Source organism: Sphingomonas sp., assembly GCF_965200135.1.
Classification (GTDB): domain Bacteria; phylum Pseudomonadota; class Alphaproteobacteria; order Sphingomonadales; family Sphingomonadaceae; genus Sphingomonas.
This window is the reverse complement of record NZ_CBDATK010000009.1, coordinates 286,062-301,437: the sequence shown is the minus strand read 5'-3', so window position 1 is coordinate 301,437 and position 15,376 is coordinate 286,062. Positions and strand designations below refer to the sequence as shown.

The 15,376-nt window shown below is 67.6% G+C and carries 12 protein-coding genes and 1 pseudogene; 8 read left to right on the top strand and 5 right to left on the bottom strand.

The features are described from left to right. Together ACOFKS_RS12940 and ACOFKS_RS12935 are read right to left on the bottom strand one after the other, a co-directional pair. A partial coding sequence (locus ACOFKS_RS12940; RefSeq protein WP_419809659.1) for an NAD(P)/FAD-dependent oxidoreductase occupies positions 1-562 on the bottom strand: 562 nt, incomplete at its 3' end. A gap of 132 nt (positions 563-694) precedes the next feature. Beyond that, on the bottom strand, positions 695-1,270 hold the full coding sequence (locus tag ACOFKS_RS12935) for a hypothetical protein (protein WP_419809658.1): 576 nt from the start codon (positions 1,268-1,270) through the stop codon (positions 695-697). Between the two features lie 14 nt (positions 1,271-1,284). Between ACOFKS_RS12935 and ACOFKS_RS12930 the strand changes: the two genes are divergently transcribed. The 7 genes from ACOFKS_RS12930 (at position 1,285) to ACOFKS_RS12900 (ending at position 10,622) form a co-directional block, all read left to right on the top strand. Beyond that, on the top strand, positions 1,285-2,421 hold the full coding sequence (locus tag ACOFKS_RS12930) for a DUF481 domain-containing protein (protein ID WP_419809657.1): 1,137 nt from the start codon (positions 1,285-1,287) through the stop codon (positions 2,419-2,421). Positions 2,422-2,859: 438 nt separating this feature from the next. Next, complete coding sequence (locus ACOFKS_RS12925; protein WP_419809656.1) at positions 2,860-2,949, top strand: potassium-transporting ATPase subunit F; 90 nt, start codon at positions 2,860-2,862, stop codon at positions 2,947-2,949. Positions 2,950-2,960: 11 nt separating this feature from the next. Further along, positions 2,961-4,667, top strand: a complete 1,707-nt coding sequence (gene kdpA / locus ACOFKS_RS12920; RefSeq protein ID WP_419809655.1) for a potassium-transporting ATPase subunit KdpA — start codon at positions 2,961-2,963, stop codon at positions 4,665-4,667. Positions 4,668-4,681: 14 nt separating this feature from the next. Continuing rightward, the gene (gene kdpB, locus ACOFKS_RS12915) at positions 4,682-6,703 is read left to right on the top strand and encodes a potassium-transporting ATPase subunit KdpB (RefSeq protein ID WP_419809654.1); all 2,022 of its coding nucleotides are present in this window, start codon (positions 4,682-4,684) and stop codon (positions 6,701-6,703) included. A gap of 12 nt (positions 6,704-6,715) precedes the next feature. After that, complete coding sequence (gene kdpC / locus ACOFKS_RS12910) at positions 6,716-7,309, top strand: potassium-transporting ATPase subunit KdpC (RefSeq protein WP_419809653.1); 594 nt, start codon at positions 6,716-6,718, stop codon at positions 7,307-7,309. Next, entirely contained in the window at positions 7,306-9,948 is a 2,643-nt protein-coding gene (locus tag ACOFKS_RS12905; protein WP_419809652.1) for a DUF4118 domain-containing protein, read from the top strand. The genes kdpC and ACOFKS_RS12905 overlap by 4 nt, the downstream gene beginning before the upstream one ends. Further along, a complete protein-coding gene (locus ACOFKS_RS12900; RefSeq protein ID WP_419809651.1) occupies positions 9,945-10,622 on the top strand; it encodes a response regulator transcription factor in 678 nt (225 codons plus the stop codon). The genes ACOFKS_RS12905 and ACOFKS_RS12900 overlap by 4 nt, the downstream gene beginning before the upstream one ends. A gap of 306 nt (positions 10,623-10,928) precedes the next feature. Here the strand turns inward: ACOFKS_RS12900 and ACOFKS_RS12895 are convergent, their stop codons facing one another. Then, positions 10,929-11,813 (bottom strand): PEPxxWA-CTERM sorting domain-containing protein, encoded by an 885-nt coding sequence (locus ACOFKS_RS12895; protein WP_419809650.1) that lies wholly within the window; start codon positions 11,811-11,813, stop codon positions 10,929-10,931. A gap of 178 nt (positions 11,814-11,991) precedes the next feature. On the opposite strand from ACOFKS_RS12895, the gene ACOFKS_RS12890 reads away from it, so the two are divergent. Next, positions 11,992-13,163 (top strand): IS3 family transposase gene (locus ACOFKS_RS12890; protein ID WP_419809649.1). Its coding sequence is split into 2 segments (ribosomal slippage): positions 11,992-12,247 and positions 12,247-13,163, totalling 1,173 coding nucleotides; the frame shifts between segments, so codons are not numbered across the junction. A gap of 73 nt (positions 13,164-13,236) precedes the next feature. On the opposite strand, the pseudogene ACOFKS_RS12885 reads toward ACOFKS_RS12890, so the two are convergent. Further along, a pseudogene (locus ACOFKS_RS12885) lies at positions 13,237-13,695 on the bottom strand (IS3 family transposase); the annotation flags it as partial. A gap of 161 nt (positions 13,696-13,856) precedes the next feature. Beyond that, positions 13,857-15,314 carry an IMP dehydrogenase gene (gene guaB / locus ACOFKS_RS12880; RefSeq protein WP_419809648.1) on the bottom strand — a complete coding sequence of 486 codons (1,458 nt, stop codon included), beginning with the start codon at positions 15,312-15,314 and terminating at the stop codon, positions 13,857-13,859. Positions 15,315-15,376: the final 62 nt, after the last annotated feature.

Below are 15,376 nucleotides of genomic sequence, written 5' to 3'. Positions count from 1 at the left end.
GCTCGCCCGCGACGCGCGCCAGCACGCGGTCCAGCGCTTCCAGCACGATCACCCGCTTGCCCGCCTTCGCCAGCACCGCCGCCGCCTCCAGCCCGATATAGCCGCCGCCGATCACCACCGCACCGGCGACACCCGCCATTTCCGCGCGCATCCGGTCGGCATCGGCGCGCGTGCGAACGGTGTGGACGCCGACCAGATCATGGCCGGAACAGACCAGCCGGCGCGGCGCGCCGCCGGTGGCCCAGATCAGGTGGCGATAGCCGAGCGTCTCGCCGGTGTCGGTCGCGACCGTGTGCGCCACCGGGTCCATCGTCGTCACCCGCCGCCCGAGCAGCAACGCGACGTCGCGCTCCGCCCAAAACGCCACCGGGCGGATCAGCAGCCGCTCGAAGCTCTTGTCGCCCGACAGATACTCCTTGGACAGCGGCGGACGCTCATAGGGCGGGTCGGGCTCGTCGCCGACGATCGCGATCGAGCCGGCGAACTTCTGCTGGCGCAGCGCGATCGCAGCCTGGGCGCCGCCATGCCCGGCACCGACGATGAGGACATCGTAAGCTGTCATCGCGCGGCGGTAGCGCCGACCGGGGTGGTCGGGCAAGCCGCGCTCCGTCCTCACCGGGCGGCGGCGTCCACCCGCAGCAGGACCACGCCATGTGTCGGTGGTGCGCCATAGATCCCCTCCGACCGAGCGGCCCTAGTCCGCCACGTCGCACCGCATCCAGAAGATATGCGAGCCGCGGCCCGAGACGAAGCTGTGCTTCCCCCCGCGTCGGTGCCGAGCCGGAACCGGTTGCCGCGCGCAAGCAGCGATCCGGTGATCCTGCGCGGCGTCCTCACCGGCGGCGCGGCGGCGGACAGGCCTAGCGCCGCGACCCGCCATCGTCAGCACACCTCGGCGGTGGACGTCGGCGGTGGACGTCGGCGGCCCGCCCGGCGGCACCCGCGCGGGGCTGAGGTAAAAGGCGTCGCCGGTCAGCCGGTGGCGGGTGCCGTAAACCTCACCCAGCAGCGCGAACAGTGCCGGGTCGTCGCGCGTGGGCTTCTTCCAGTCGCGCTGCTCGGGCAGGTCCATCGTGCCTTCGGTTTCCGCCATGATCACGACCCGCGCGCCCAGCTTGACCAGCGCGGCGCGGACGTCGGGACGATGCTCCAGCATCTCGGCGACGATGCTGCGCGCCCGCACCAGCGCCTCGGGCGGCGTCGCGGCGGAGGCGGTGATCGGAATGCCGCCGGCGTTCAGATACTGGGTGTAGAACGGGTCCAGGGCCATGGTGGCGGGAACCGGTGACGGTCGCGCCATCGACGCACAGCCGGACAAGGCGGAGACGATGGCGACACCAGCCAGTACCGAGAGTTCGCGCCAACGCATTCTCGATCCTGTCACGACCCGCTCCCATACTCGGCCTCTTGCAGCGTATTCCGTACGACAAACCTTTGTCGAGCGGCGCAAAGGTCAACGTAGCTGACGCTTGCCCCGGCCGCTGCCGGCATTTATTGAGCGTCTTCGTGAACGCCATGATGATCGGTCAGTCCCCTCCCGCGGTTCAGCCCGCACCCGTCGCGACCGACGCGGGCCAGCTTCCGGCGGACGTCAGGGGCATCCTGGAGTTCGCGATCGGCGAGGGCGATGCCGCCACGATCGAGCGTGTGTTCGGCTACGCGCGGCGCGCCCGCCCCGATGCGGTCGCCGCGATCGACGCGCTACACGCGACCTACCAGCAACAGCTCGACCGCAAGCGCCGGGAAGAAGCGACGGCCGCGGAGGTCCGGCTGGCGCGCTGGAATCCGCTCGTCAATTGGGCCGGCCAGCTGGAGTTCGGCGCCTCCTGGACGACCGGCGCCGCGTCCAGCCTCGGGCTGCTCGGCTCGGTCGACGTCGAGCGCAAGGGCGTCGCGTGGACGCACAAGCTGCAGGTGCGCGGCGAGATGCAGGAAACGAACGGCTCGCGCGCGGTGGAGCGCGTGACGGCGTCGTGGCAGCCGCGTTACAGCTTCGGCGAACGCGGCTATACCTTCGGGTTGACGCAATACGAGCACGATCCCGCGCTCGGCTACGACAACCGCTACTCGGTCGGCATCGGCGCGGGCCTGCGCTTCGGCAGCCCCGAACGGCTGCAACTCCTGGTGGATGGTGGCCCCGCCGTCCGCCGCACCGACCGTCTGGACGAAAGCCGTACCGCCCTCGCCGGCAGAGGCTCCGCCGACCTGAACTGGCCGCTCTCGTCGCGCCTGATACTCAAGCAGAAGGTCGCCGCCTTCTTCGAGGACGGCAAGACCGACGGCCTCTCCGCCTCGTCGCTGGACACACAGCTTTCCCGCAATCTGAAATTGCGCCTGTCCTACGAATACCGCTTCGAGAACGAACGACCGGTCGCCAACGGCGGTTCGACCAGCCGCGCGAGCTTCATCTTCGGCCTGTAGGATCGCCGCCGAACGCCAGCCGTCCGAGCTGCCTCGTCGGGTCGAACCGTCAAGCTGCCGCAGGCTGCGTGCATCAGTTCGACAAACGACTTTGCCGTCCAACTGCTCGACGGCAACCATCGTGCTCGCGGCGGTAAGAGGCCGTTCCCCACGCCAGCGCAGCACCCTTTGCGCGCGCGGAGATCCTGCCGGCTCGATCATTGACCCTGTGGAGACGACATATCGTCCAGCGGCGGGCTGCGCTCTTGCCAGCGCCCGGATCGTTACGGGACACGCCGCCCGCAGCATCGGAACGTCGTGGGAACGGCGGGGGGGCCGCCGCGACGGCCGAAGCGGACGACTTTACGCGCGCTTTACGACACGACGCCCTGATCCACCGCGCGCGTTTACGCCGGTAAGTAGCACAGCGGCGGCCTCATCCATCGCAGGCGGGCCGCTATGTCCTTCGACCTCATCCTCGGCGGCATCGTCGCCATAGTCGTTCTCATCTACCTGCTCGGCGTGCTCGCACGCCCCGAGCGGTACTGAGGGGCGGCGCGATGACTCTCGCCGGCTGGAGCATGATCCTCCTCTTTCTCGCCTTCGTCGTCGCCCTGGCAAGGCCGGCCGGCCTGTGGATGCAAGCGCTCTACGGGCGCGAGACCTTGCCGCTCGGCTTCGTCGAGCGTGGCTTCTACAAAATGGCCGGGATCGATCCCGAAGCCGGGCAAGGATGGGTCGGCTACGCGGTGTCGCTGATGGTGTTCAACCTCGGCGGCATCGCACTGCTGTTCGCGATCCTGACGCTGCAGGGCGTGTTGCCGATGAACCCGCAGAGGATGCCCGGCATGGCAGGATTGCTCGCCTTCAACACGGCGGTCAGCTTCGTCACCAACACCAACTGGCAGAATTACGGCGGCGAGTCCGCGCTGTCGAACCTGTCGCAGATGGCGGGATTGACGGTGCAGAACTTCCTGTCGGCGTCGGTCGGCATCGCCGTCGCCTTTGCACTGATCCGCGGGTTCGCGCAGAAGCAGGCGCCTGGCGGGTCGGGCGGCGGCATCGGCAACTTCTGGGTCGATATCACGCGCGTCACCCTGTACCTGCTACTGCCGATCTCCGTCGCGCTGGCATTGATCTATGTCGCGCTGGGGGTGCCGCAGACCTTCGACCCGTCGACGACCGCGACCACGATGGAGGGCGCGAAGCAGACCATCGCGATGGGCCCCGTCGCCTCGCAACTGGCGATCAAGATGCTCGGCACCAACGGCGGCGGGTTCTTCAACGCCAATTCGGCGCATCCGTTCGAAAATCCGTCGGCGATCAGCAATTTCGTGCAGATGCTGTCGATCTTCGTGCTGGGCGCGGGTCTGACGGTCACTTTCGGCAAGGCGGTCGGCAATGTCCGGCAAGGCAGGGCGATCCTGGCGGCGATGCTGCTGATCTTCGTGGTCGGCGTCGGCGTCACCTATGGTGCGGAAGCCGCCGGCAATCCGATCCACCAGGCACTGGGCGTCGCGGGCGGTAGCATGGAGGGCAAGGAGGTCCGCTTCGGCGTCGCCGCGACCGCGCTGTTCGCGGTCATCACGACCGCCACATCCTGCGGCGCGGTGATCGGCATGCACGACAGCTTCACGCCGCTCGGCGGTCTGGTGCCGATGTTCAACATGCAGCTGGGCGAACTCGTCATCGGCGGTGTGGGGTCGGGTCTCTATGCGGCATTGGTTTATTGCATCTTGGCCGTGTTCATCGCCGGGCTGATGGTCGGCCGCACGCCGGAATATGTCGGCAAGAAGATCGAGGCGCGAGAGATGAAACTGGCGGTGATCGCGATCGCCATCCCGCCGCTCGCGATCCTCGGCTTGACCGCGGTTGCCTGCGTGACCGGCGCAGGGCTGGCCGGCCCACTCGCCAAGGGCGCGCACGGTTTCAGCGAGATGCTCTACGCCTTCTCCAGCGCCGCCGCGAATAACGGGTCGGCATTCGGCGGGCTGAGCGGCAACACGCCCTTCTACAACCTGCTGCTCGCGCTCGGCATGGTGGCCGGCCGGTTCGGCGTGATCCTGCCCGTGCTGGCGATCGCCGGCGGCCTGGCTGCCAAGCGTCGCGTGTCCGACGGGCCCGGCTCGTTCCCGACCACCGGACCGCTGTGGATCGGCCTGCTGGCCGCGGTCATCGTGATCGTCGGCGGTCTCACCTTCCTGCCGGCGCTCGCGCTGGGTCCGATCGCGGATCAAGCGCAGGTCGCCGCCGGCACGCTGCTCTGAAAAGGTCAAATACGATGGCAAACGCCTCACTGTTCACCGGCCCGCTGCTCGTCGCCGCGGCCCGCGATGCCGTCCTCAAGCTCGATCCGCGCAAGCTCATCAAGACCCCCGTGATGTTCGTGACGGCGATCGTCGCCGGCCTCTCGACCGTCCTGTTCGTCAAGGGTCTCGCCACCGGCACCGGCGATCCGCTGTTCGAAGGGCAGCTCGTCTTCTGGCTGTGGCTGACGGTACTGTTCGGCAATGTCGCAGAGGCGCTGGCGGAAGGGCGCGGCAAGGCGCAGGCCGCATCGTTGCGCGCTACCAAGGCCGACCTGCGCGCCAAGAAACTGATCGGCGTCGCAGGGGCGTGGGAGATGGTCGACGCCACCCGGCTCGAGGTCGGCGACGAGGTGCTGGTCGAGACCGGCGACCTGATCCCGGCCGATGGCGACGTCGTCGGCGGCGTCGCCTCCGTCAACGAAGCCGCGATCACCGGCGAGAGTGCGCCCGTCATCCGTGAGGGCGGCGGCGACCGTTCGGCCGTGACGGCGGGCACCCGCGTCATCGCCGACAGCATCACCGTCCGCGTCACCGCAGGCGCGGGACAAGGCTTTCTCGATCGCATGATCTCGCTGGTCGAGGGGGCGCAACGCCAGAAGACGCCCAACGAGATCGCATTGACGATCCTGCTCGCCGGGCTGACGCTCATCTTCCTGATCGCGGTCGGCACGCTGCCGGCGTTCGCCTCCTATGCCGGTGGCGTGCTGGCCGTGCCGGTGCTCGTCGCCTTGTTCGTCACGCTGATCCCGACGACGATCTCGGCCTTGCTCTCGGCGATCGGCATCGCAGGCATGGACCGGCTGGTGCGCTTCAACGTGCTCGCCAAGTCCGGACGCGCCGTGGAGGCGGCAGGTGACATCGACACCCTGCTGCTCGACAAGACCGGCACCATCACCATCGGCGACCGGCAGGCCACCGCCTTCCTTCCCGTCCCCGGCGTGACCGTGGCGGAACTGACCGCCGCCGCGCGCCTGGCGAGCCTGTCCGACGAGACGCCGGAAGGCCGGTCGATCGTCGTGCTGGCCGATCGTGACGGCGCTGCCGCCTTAACCGTTCCGGACGGCGCGGAGGAGATCAGGTTCACCTCGCAGACGCGCGTCTCGGGCCTTCAGATCGGTGATCGCCCCCTCGTCAAAGGCGCGGTCGACGCGGTGCTGAGGCGCCTGCCCGAGGCACCCAACGCCGATGCGCTGCGGACGATCGCCACCGAGATCGCCCGCGGCGGCGCCACCCCGCTCGCCGTCGCCGACGGCGACCGCCTGCTCGGCGTGGTGCAGCTAAAGGACATCGTCAAGGCCGGCATCCGCGAGCGGTTCGGCGAACTGCGCCGGATGGGTATCCGCACGGTGATGATTACCGGCGACAACCCGCTCACCGCCGCCAGCATCGCCGCCGAGAGCGGGGTCGACGATTTCCTCGCCGAGGCCACGCCCGAGGACAAGCTCGCGCTGATCCGCCGCGAGCAGGAAGGCGGCAAGCTCGTCGCGATGTGCGGCGACGGCACCAACGATGCGCCCGCGCTTGCCCAGTCCGACGTCGGCGTGGCGATGAACACCGGCACCCAGGCCGCGCGCGAGGCCGGCAACATGGTCGACCTCGACAGCGACCCGACCAAGCTGATCGAGATCGTCGGCCTGGGCAAACAGTTGCTGATGACGCGCGGCGCGCTGACGACCTTCTCGATCTCGAACGATGTCGCGAAGTATTTCGCGATCCTCCCGGCGATCTTTCTCGCGCTCTATCCGGGCCTCGGCGGATTGAACGTGATGCGCCTCGCCAGCGCCGAAAGCGCGATCCTGTCGGCGATCATCTTCAACGCGCTGATCATCCCGGCGCTGGTGCCACTGGCGCTCAAGGGGGTGAAATATCGCCCCGCGCCTGCCGGGACGCTGCTGGCGCGCAACCTCGCCGTGTACGGCGTGGGCGGGCTGATCGCGCCGTTCGCGGGGATCAAGCTCATCGACCTCGCCGTCTCCGCGCTGCACCTCGCCTGAAGGAACTCGTCGATGCTTACCGAAACCTTGCGCGCGCTGCGTCCGGCCGCCGTCCTCCTGCTCGGCATGACCGCCGTCACCGGCCTCGCCTACCCCGCCGCGATCACCGCCATCGCGCAGGTCGCGATGCCCGGAAATGCCAACGGCAGCCTGATCGAAGATCGGGGCCGCGTGATCGGGTCCCGACTGATCGGCCAGAATTTCAAGACGGCGCGCTATTTCCACCCACGCCCGTCCGCAGCCGGGACGGACGGCTACGATGCCGGCGCATCGGGCGCGACCAACCTCGCACCGGGATCGCAGGACCTGCGCGATGCCATCGCGCGCCGCGTGAGGGATGCGCGGGCGGACGGGATGACCGGGTCCGTACCCGCCGACCTGGTCACCACTAGCGCCTCGGGGCTCGATCCCGATCTCAGTCCCCAGGCGGCTTTGTCCCAGGTCGCGCGCATCGCCCGTGTACGCGGCATGGAGGTCGCAACGCTCAGGGCGCTCGTCGCTGCACGGATCGAGCGACCGGTCCTCGGGATCATCGGCGAGCCGCACGTCAACGTGCTGCTGCTCAATCGACAGCTCGACGCGCTTTCCGCTACCACGGCGCGGTGAGCCACGCGCGACCCTCTCCCGAAGCCCTGCTGAAGGCGGCCCGGCGGGAGGGCCGCGGGCGGCTGAAGATCTTTCTCGGCGCGGCGCCCGGCGTCGGCAAGACATTCGAGATGCTGCGCGAAGCGGCTGAACTGCTGCATGCCGGCACCGATGTCGTCGCGGGTGTGATCGAGACGCACGGGCGCACGGAGACCGAGCGCCTGACCGCGCCGTTCGAGATCCTGCCCCGTGCGGTCGTCGTCCATGGCGCGCATACGCTGGACGAGTTCGATCTCGATGCGATGCTGTCGCGGCACCCGCAGGTCGCGCTGATCGACGAGTTCGCACACACCAACGCGCCGGGAAGCCGGCACCCCAAGCGCTGGCAGGACATCGAGGAACTACGCGAAGCCGGGATCGACGTGCTGAGCACGCTCAACATCCAGCATGTCGAGAGCCTCAACGACGTGGTCGCCGGGTTCACCCGCGTGCGGGTGCGCGAGACGGTGCCCGATGCGGTGCTGGACAACGCGGAAATCGAGGTGGTCGATCTGCCGCCCGACGAACTGATCGCGCGTTTGCAAGACGGCAAGGTCTACATCCCCGCGGAAGCCACGCGGGCGCTTGATCGCTTCTTCTCGAAGTCGAATCTGTCCGCGTTGCGCGAGCTTGCGTTGCGCCGCGCTGCGCAGACCGTCGACCGGCATCTGCTCGACCACGTCGCCAGCCTGGGCGAGGGTGGCGTCTGGGCGGGCGGCGAGCGCATCGTCGTCGCCGTCGGCGACCAGCCCGGCAGCGACACGCTGATCCGATCCGCCAAGCGCCTCGCCGATGCGCTCCGCGCCAACTGGACCGCCGTGGTGATCGAGACGCCGCGGACCGCGACCCTGTCGGCCGGGGCACGGGCGCGCATGGCGGTCGCGCTCGATCTCGCCACGGAGCTTGGCGCGACGATCGCCACCGTCCCGGCGCGCAGCGTGTTCGAGGGCTTGGTCTCGCATATCTGCGAGGCGCACGCGACTGCCGTAGTGATCGGGAAATCGCGGCGATCGTGGTGGTTCGAGCTTCGGCATGGCTCGGTCGTCGACCGGCTGGTGCGCGCGCTCGACGACGTCGCGATCCACGTCGTGCCGGTTGCGGTCCCCAGCGAGACGGTTCGCCAACAGCCCGTCGCACGTCCGATCTTCGCGCCCGGCAGCCTGATCGGCTTGGGGTTCGTCGCCGCCAACACCGCTCTGGCGACGCTCCTGCGCCCGTTGGTCGGCCCCAACGCAATCGACCTGCTCTATCTGCTACCCGTCATCGCCACCGCGACCCTGTACGGTCTGCGTTCGTCCCTGCTCGCCAGCATCGGTGCCGCGTTGGCCTATAATTTCTTCTTCCTGCCGCCGCTCTACACACTGACCATCACCGATCCGCAGAACATCGTCACGCTGATCGTGTTCGTGGTCGTCGCGGTGGTGGCCAGCCAACTGGCCGGGCAGGTGCGGCGTGAGGCCAATATCGGCGCGCGAACGGCCACCGAGAACGCAGCGCTCGCCGCCTTCGGGCAACGCCTCGCCGCCGCATCGGACGAAGCCAGTACGGCAACGGCGACCTGTGAGGAAATCGCTGCGCTGCTCGGGGTCGCCACCGTCCTGCTCGGTCGGCGCGCGGGACGTCACGCCATCATCACGAGCGTGCCGGATATTCCGCACTTCAGCCCGATCGACGTCGCGGCGGCCGATTGGGCGTTCGATCGTGGCGAGGTGACGGGTCACGACAGCGGCACGCTGGCGGCAAGCGAATGGCAGTTTCATCCACTCAAGACCGCGTTGGGTGTTCTGGGCGTGCTGGGTGTCGCCCGCGAAGGCGGGGGCGACCCCATTCCGGCCGACAAGCGTATCTTGTTCTCCACATTGATCAGCCAGGCTTCGCTGGCACACGAGCGCCTCCAGCTGGAAGCGCAGGCTCGCGACGTGCGTGCCCTCCAACAACGCGACGATCTGCGCGCGACGCTGCTCGCCTCGATCGGCCACGATCTCAAGACCCCTCTTACCGCCGTGGTCGCCGCCGCCGACGCGCTGTCGGACGCGCACGGCGCTTCGCCCGCGACCGTCACGTTGAAAAGCGAGGCCCGCCGCCTGCGCCGCGTCTTCGACGATCTCGTCGAGATGACGAGGATCGAGGCGGGCGCCCTCGTCGCGAAGCGAGAGGCGACCGACCTTACCGATGCCGTCGCGGCTGCCGCCCACGATCTCCGGGCCGAACTTAGCTGCCACAAGCTGATCCTCGACGTTCCGCCCACGCTTCCTCTGGTCGAGGCAGATCCGCGGATGCTGCACCATGTGCTCGTCAACCTGCTCGGCAACGCGGCGAAGTTCGCGGCCGCCGGGACGGATATCGTGATCGAGGGCCGCCGTTTGCCCAATGGCCTGACGCTCGGTGTGCTCGATCGGGGGCCAGGCTTACCGGCGGGCAAGGAGGCGCACCTGTTCGATCGCTTCACCCGGGTCGATGGCGACGATCGTAGCGGCGGCACGGGACTGGGACTGGCGATCGTTCAGGGGTTCGCCCACGCGATGGAGTTGAGCGTCACTGCCCGTAACCGCGAGCAGGGGGGGGCCGCCTTCGTGGTCCTGTGGCCTGCCGCTTTGATCCGCCCTACTGCCGCCAAATGAGCGCGCGGATCCTCATTGTCGATGATGAGGTCGCGATTCGTCGGCTGGTGCACGGCGCCGTCGAACGTGCCGGACTTAGCGCCGACGACGCCGGCACCGCGGCCGAATGCCTCGCCGCGGCGCATCGGCCGGGCTGCGAACTCGTGCTGCTGGATCTCGGCCTGCCCGACCGCGACGGCATCGAGCTCGTGCCGCTTCTGAAGGCGATGGACCGCGCCGTCATCGTGCTGACTGCGCGCGACGCGACGACGGAAAAGGTGGCCGCGCTCGATCTCGGTGCAGACGACTATGTCGTGAAGCCGTTCGATACCGAAGAGTTGCTCGCCCGCGTGCGGGGTGCGTTGCGCCGCCGCGCCGCCGCTCCCGCCGGCCAGGACCGGCTACACGTCGGCCCGGTCGAAATCGATCTCGCCTCGCATCGGATCTGGCGCGACGGCGCACCCGTCAAGCTGACCCGCAAGGAATTCGCTCTAATTGCGGAGCTGGCCCGGCACGGTGGCAAGCTGCTCACGCACGCGCACCTGTTGCGGACCGTATGGGGTGAAGCGCACCTCGGCGATGTCGAATATCTGCGGGTCGCCATCCGCGCGCTTCGCCTGAAGCTGGAGACCGATCCGGCAGCACCGGCCCTCATCTTGAACGAACCCGGCATCGGTTATCGGTTGAGCATCTGACAGATGAGCGAGGTCCATCCCTGCGACAGCTATCTGAACGAGACCCGCTGCTTGGGCGTAGCCATCAGACCGGCCGGTTCCAAACGGTCCGCCATGGGATCGGGGTTGCCGTTCTCTCGAGCAGGAAGATGCCCCGCCTCCGCATTGCCGTGGGCGAGGTTTCGTAGCGAGGCGCCTTGGTCCGCGTTGGCCTTAATCAGCTCCGGGTCTCACCCCCCTCGCGTGTCGCCGGATCGACCGGGTCGGCAAAACTGCCGCCGTCCTCCGTCGAGAACAGCGGCCCCTTAAACTTACCTGCCCGGCGGATCAGGCGAAGCCGATAGCGGTTCGCAACTTGGTACGGCGCCGCATCGAGCTTCCCACCGCACCGAAGCCAACGAACATCAGCGCCCAAATCGACGGCTCGGGAACGCCCGCGACCGAGAGGCTGAAATTGTCCAGGATCGGGCCTTGGCTATCGACGCTGTCGGTGCCGATGAACCCCTTCACCGTACCGGTCGAACCTGAAGTGAAGCTGATCGAGTAGCGAGAGAACGGAGCGGCGTCATAGGTCGTACAGCACGCGGTCGCCGAATTGACTCTACCGAAAGAGCCGAAATTAAAGTTCCCGAAGCAACCGCCGAAGGTGAAGTCGTTTACCACCGCGCCCGATCCGGCACCGAAATCGAAGCCTGCGAAGAAATTGTCAGAACCAGCGCCACGCTGGTTGCCGCTGAGATCGAACAACAGGGTTACGAGACGCCCAGCGTTAAACAACAGTGCGTTTTTCGTCGTCAGCGTGCCGCCCGAATTCGTAGTCCCATCTAGATCAACGCAAGAACCACCGCGGCCGGAGCAATTGAGCGAGAAGCTGTTCGGCTGATGCAGGACATCGACGCTGCCGTTCGTCACATCGAACTGCGAAAAGCTGTTGTAGCTGAGAGCGGTGCCGCCACCGGCCTCGCTGTCGAAGTTCTCGGCAATCGCCGTCTGCGCGACTGCTGGCGTGGCGAGAGCCGAGCTGAGCAAAGCTACGATCAGAGCAATTTTCATGGTGTCGTCCCCCAAGTCGGAAATCGCCAAAGGCTCGATACCGGTTAATCCCGCGTGCAGCAATTCGATGCTTCGATGTTCGTGAAGAACAATGTCTCGTGAAGCAGCTCGTCGCACGACCTTCGCCGCCGTCCTGAGCGGCTGCTGCGTACGTGACAAGGGCGAGCAGCGCCGCTGCCGCCGTGAAGTTAACCGCGCCTGTGATCGGGCGAAGCTACTTCCGTGCCTGCTGTCGCCTTATCGATCGCTGGTCGAGTTCGCGACCACCGTCGTCTGAGGTGGTGCTGGAAATCTGGACAGGCGGCTAAGCTATCCCGGGCGTGAGGGATGGACGGCAATGAAGACGACGCGGAAGCGGTATACGGGCGAGTTCAAGGCCAAGGTTGCGCTGGAGGCGATCGGGGGTGATCTTACGCTGGCGGAGTTGGCGGCCAGGCACGGCATTCATCCGACGATGATCGCGACATGGAAGCGCCAGGCGACAGACGGCATGGCGGCGACGTTCTCGGGCGCGAGCGAGGCGAGCAAGACCGCTGGCGACACCGAGATCGAGAAGCTGCACGCGAAGATCGGGCAGTTGGTGGTGGAACGGGATTTTTTGTCGAAGGGGTTCGCGCGATGAGCGTCGAGCGGCGGCGGCGGATGATCGAACGCGGACATGCCAGCCTGTCGATCGTGGCGCAGTGCCGGCTGGTGTCGATCAGCCGGTCGTCCTTCTACTATGCGCCGGCGGCGGAGACGGTCGAGACGCTGGCGCTGATGGCGGTGATCGACGCCTCGTTCCTCGATCACCCATGGTATGGCAGCCGGCAGATGGCCCGGCACGTGTCGCGGCTCGGGCATGCGGTCGGACGACGGCGTGTGCGGCGGCTGATGGCGAAGATGGGGCTGTCGCCCATCTACCAGCGCCCGCGGACCGGCGACCCGCACCCCGAGCATCGGATCTACCCGTACCTGTTGCGCGATCTGGAGATCACGCGGCCGGACCAGGTCTGGTGCGCCGACATCACCTACATCCCGATGCGGCGCGGCTTTCTCTACCTGGTCGCGATCATGGACTGGGCAAGCCGGAAGGTGCTCGCCTGGCGGCTGTCGAACACGATGGATGCGGAGTTCTGCGTCGTTGCCCTGCAAGAGGCGCTGGTGCGGTTCGGCAAGCCCGACATCTTCAATACTGACCAAGGGAGCCAGTTCAGCAGCAACGACTTCACCGACGTCCTGCGCGGTGCCAAGGTGAAGGTCTCAATGGACGGCCGTGGCCGCTGGATGGACAACGTGTTCATCGAACGGCTCTGGCGGTCGCTGAAGTACGAGTGCGTCTACCTGAACGCCTTCGAGACCGGCTCCGAGCTGCGCGCTGGGCTCGGCCGGTGGATCAACCATTACAACGGGCACCGGCCCCACTCCCGCTTCGGCGGCCGAACGCCGGACGAGGTCCATGGGCAAACAGACACAACGCCATGTCCGGGGCATGCCCCGGACATGGCGCGCACCAGAATGGCGGCGTAAATCAACAGGGGTATAGCTTAGCTCAGCCGCCAAACTGTCCAAAAAGGCGGAACCACCTCAGTTCCCGATGATCCTCGCCGGCGGCGACAGACACGATGTCGGTCAGCCAGATCCGGTTGGTGAGAACGCCCCGAAACGCTGCGTCAACAGGTTCGGCGCGAACGGCGAATGGTTACGGCTATCGGCCGTGCAGGACGGGAACCTGCAACCGGCCAGCGCACGGATGCGATGCCGGCGCATCGGCCGCTCGACGCGACCACGGCTACATCCAAGACCTTCAGCTCGCAGAGTGGCGTGCATCCTGGCCGACCCGTATCGCCGCTGATGGTGCGTCCGGAGCCGACGCATGCTGCTCAATGAAGGCGAACTTCGTCGCTGCATCTCCGCAAAGATGCCGATGGTTTGTTCAGGATGTCGCCTCCCATCCCGCCCGGTCCAGCTGGCAACGCAACAGCGCGATCGCCGAAGCCTGATCTGCTGGCGACGCCGTCGTCGGCGCCGGCGGCTTCGCTACCAGGCTTGCCGGCGACCGATCGTCTCCCACGACGCGACCGCCTCGGCGCTTGAATCCGTCCGACCCCGGCGCTTGGTCATACTCGCCAGCAAAGCCTTTTGGCTCCGCCGAGCCTGTCATCGGTGTCGCCGAACCAAGCGCAGATCATAGAGCCCCTCCGTTTGCGGGAGGGAGCTTTATCACCTTGTCGGATAGTTCGGGGCCTCGCGCGTGATCGTCACGTCGTGGACGTGGCTTTCCCGCAGGCCCGCGCCGGTGATGCGGACGAACTTGGCGCGATCGCGCAACTCCGCCAGCGTCGCGGCGCCGGTATAGCCCATCGCCGCCTTCACGCCGCCGACGAGCTGATGGACGACGTCGCGCGCGGGGCCCTTGAAGGGGACTTGACCCTCGATGCCTTCGGGAACGAGCTTCATCTGATCCTTGACGTCGCCCTGGAAATACCGATCCGCCGAGCCGCGGCCCATCGCGCCGACAGAGCCCATGCCGCGATAGGATTTATAGGCGCGGCCCTGATACAGGAAGGTCTCGCCCGGTGCCTCGTCGGTGCCGGCCAGCAGCGAGCCGATCATCACCGTCGACGCGCCCGCCGCCAGCGCCTTGGCGATGTCGCCCGAGGTGCGGATGCCGCCGTCGGCGATGACGGGCACCCCTAGCTTCGCGCCTTCCTCCGCGCATTCCATAACGGCGGTGAGCTGCGGCACGCCGACGCCCGCGACGACGCGGGTGGTGCAAATCGAACCGGGGCCGATGCCTACCTTGACCGCGTCCGCACCCGCATCGGCGAGCGCGCGCGTCGCCGATGCCGTGGCGACGTTGCCGGCGACGACCTGAACGCTGTTCGACAGCTTTTTCACCCGTTCGACGGCGCGGGCGACGTCGCGATTGTGGCCGTGCGCGGTGTCGATGACGATCAGGTCGCACTCGGCGGCGACCAGCGCCTCCGTCCGTTCAAAGCCCTTGTCGCCGACGGTGGTGGCGGCGGCGACGCGAAGGCGGCCGGCGGCGTCCTTGGTTGCGGTCGGATAGGTGACCGCCTTTTCGATGTCCTTGACCGTGATAAGGCCGACGCAGCGATAAGCGTCGTCGACGACCAGCAGCTTCTCGATGCGGCGTTGATGCAACAGACGGCGCGCGTCCTCCTGCCCGACATCGGTCGACACGGTAGCGAGGTTGTCGCGGGTCATCAGCTCGGCGACCGGCTGACCCGGATGTTCGGCGAAGCGGACGTCGCGGTTGGTGAGGATGCCGACGAGGCGGCCGTCCGCCTCGACCACCGGAATGCCGCTGATCTTGTGGCGGGTCATCAGCCCCTGCGCGTCGGCGAGCGTGTCGGTGGGCGCGATGGTGATCGGATTGACGACCATGCCCGACTCGAAGCGCTTGACCTGACGCACGGCGGCGACCTGTTCCTCGACGGACAGGTTGCGGTGGAGCACGCCGATGCCGCCCAGCTGCGCCATCGCGATCGCCATGTCGGCCTCCGTCACCGTGTCCATCGCGGACGAGAGCACGGGGATGTTGAGGCGGATACCGCGCGTCAGCTGCGTGCGGGTGTCGGCCTCGGTCGGCAGCACCTCCGAGGCGGCGGGCACCAGGAGGACGTCGTCGAAGGTGAGGCCGAGGGGGATGTCCATTGGCGGGCTTTAGCGAGGCGGCGGCGGGAGGCAAGGTTCCACCTGCCCTGCCGCCGGCGGCG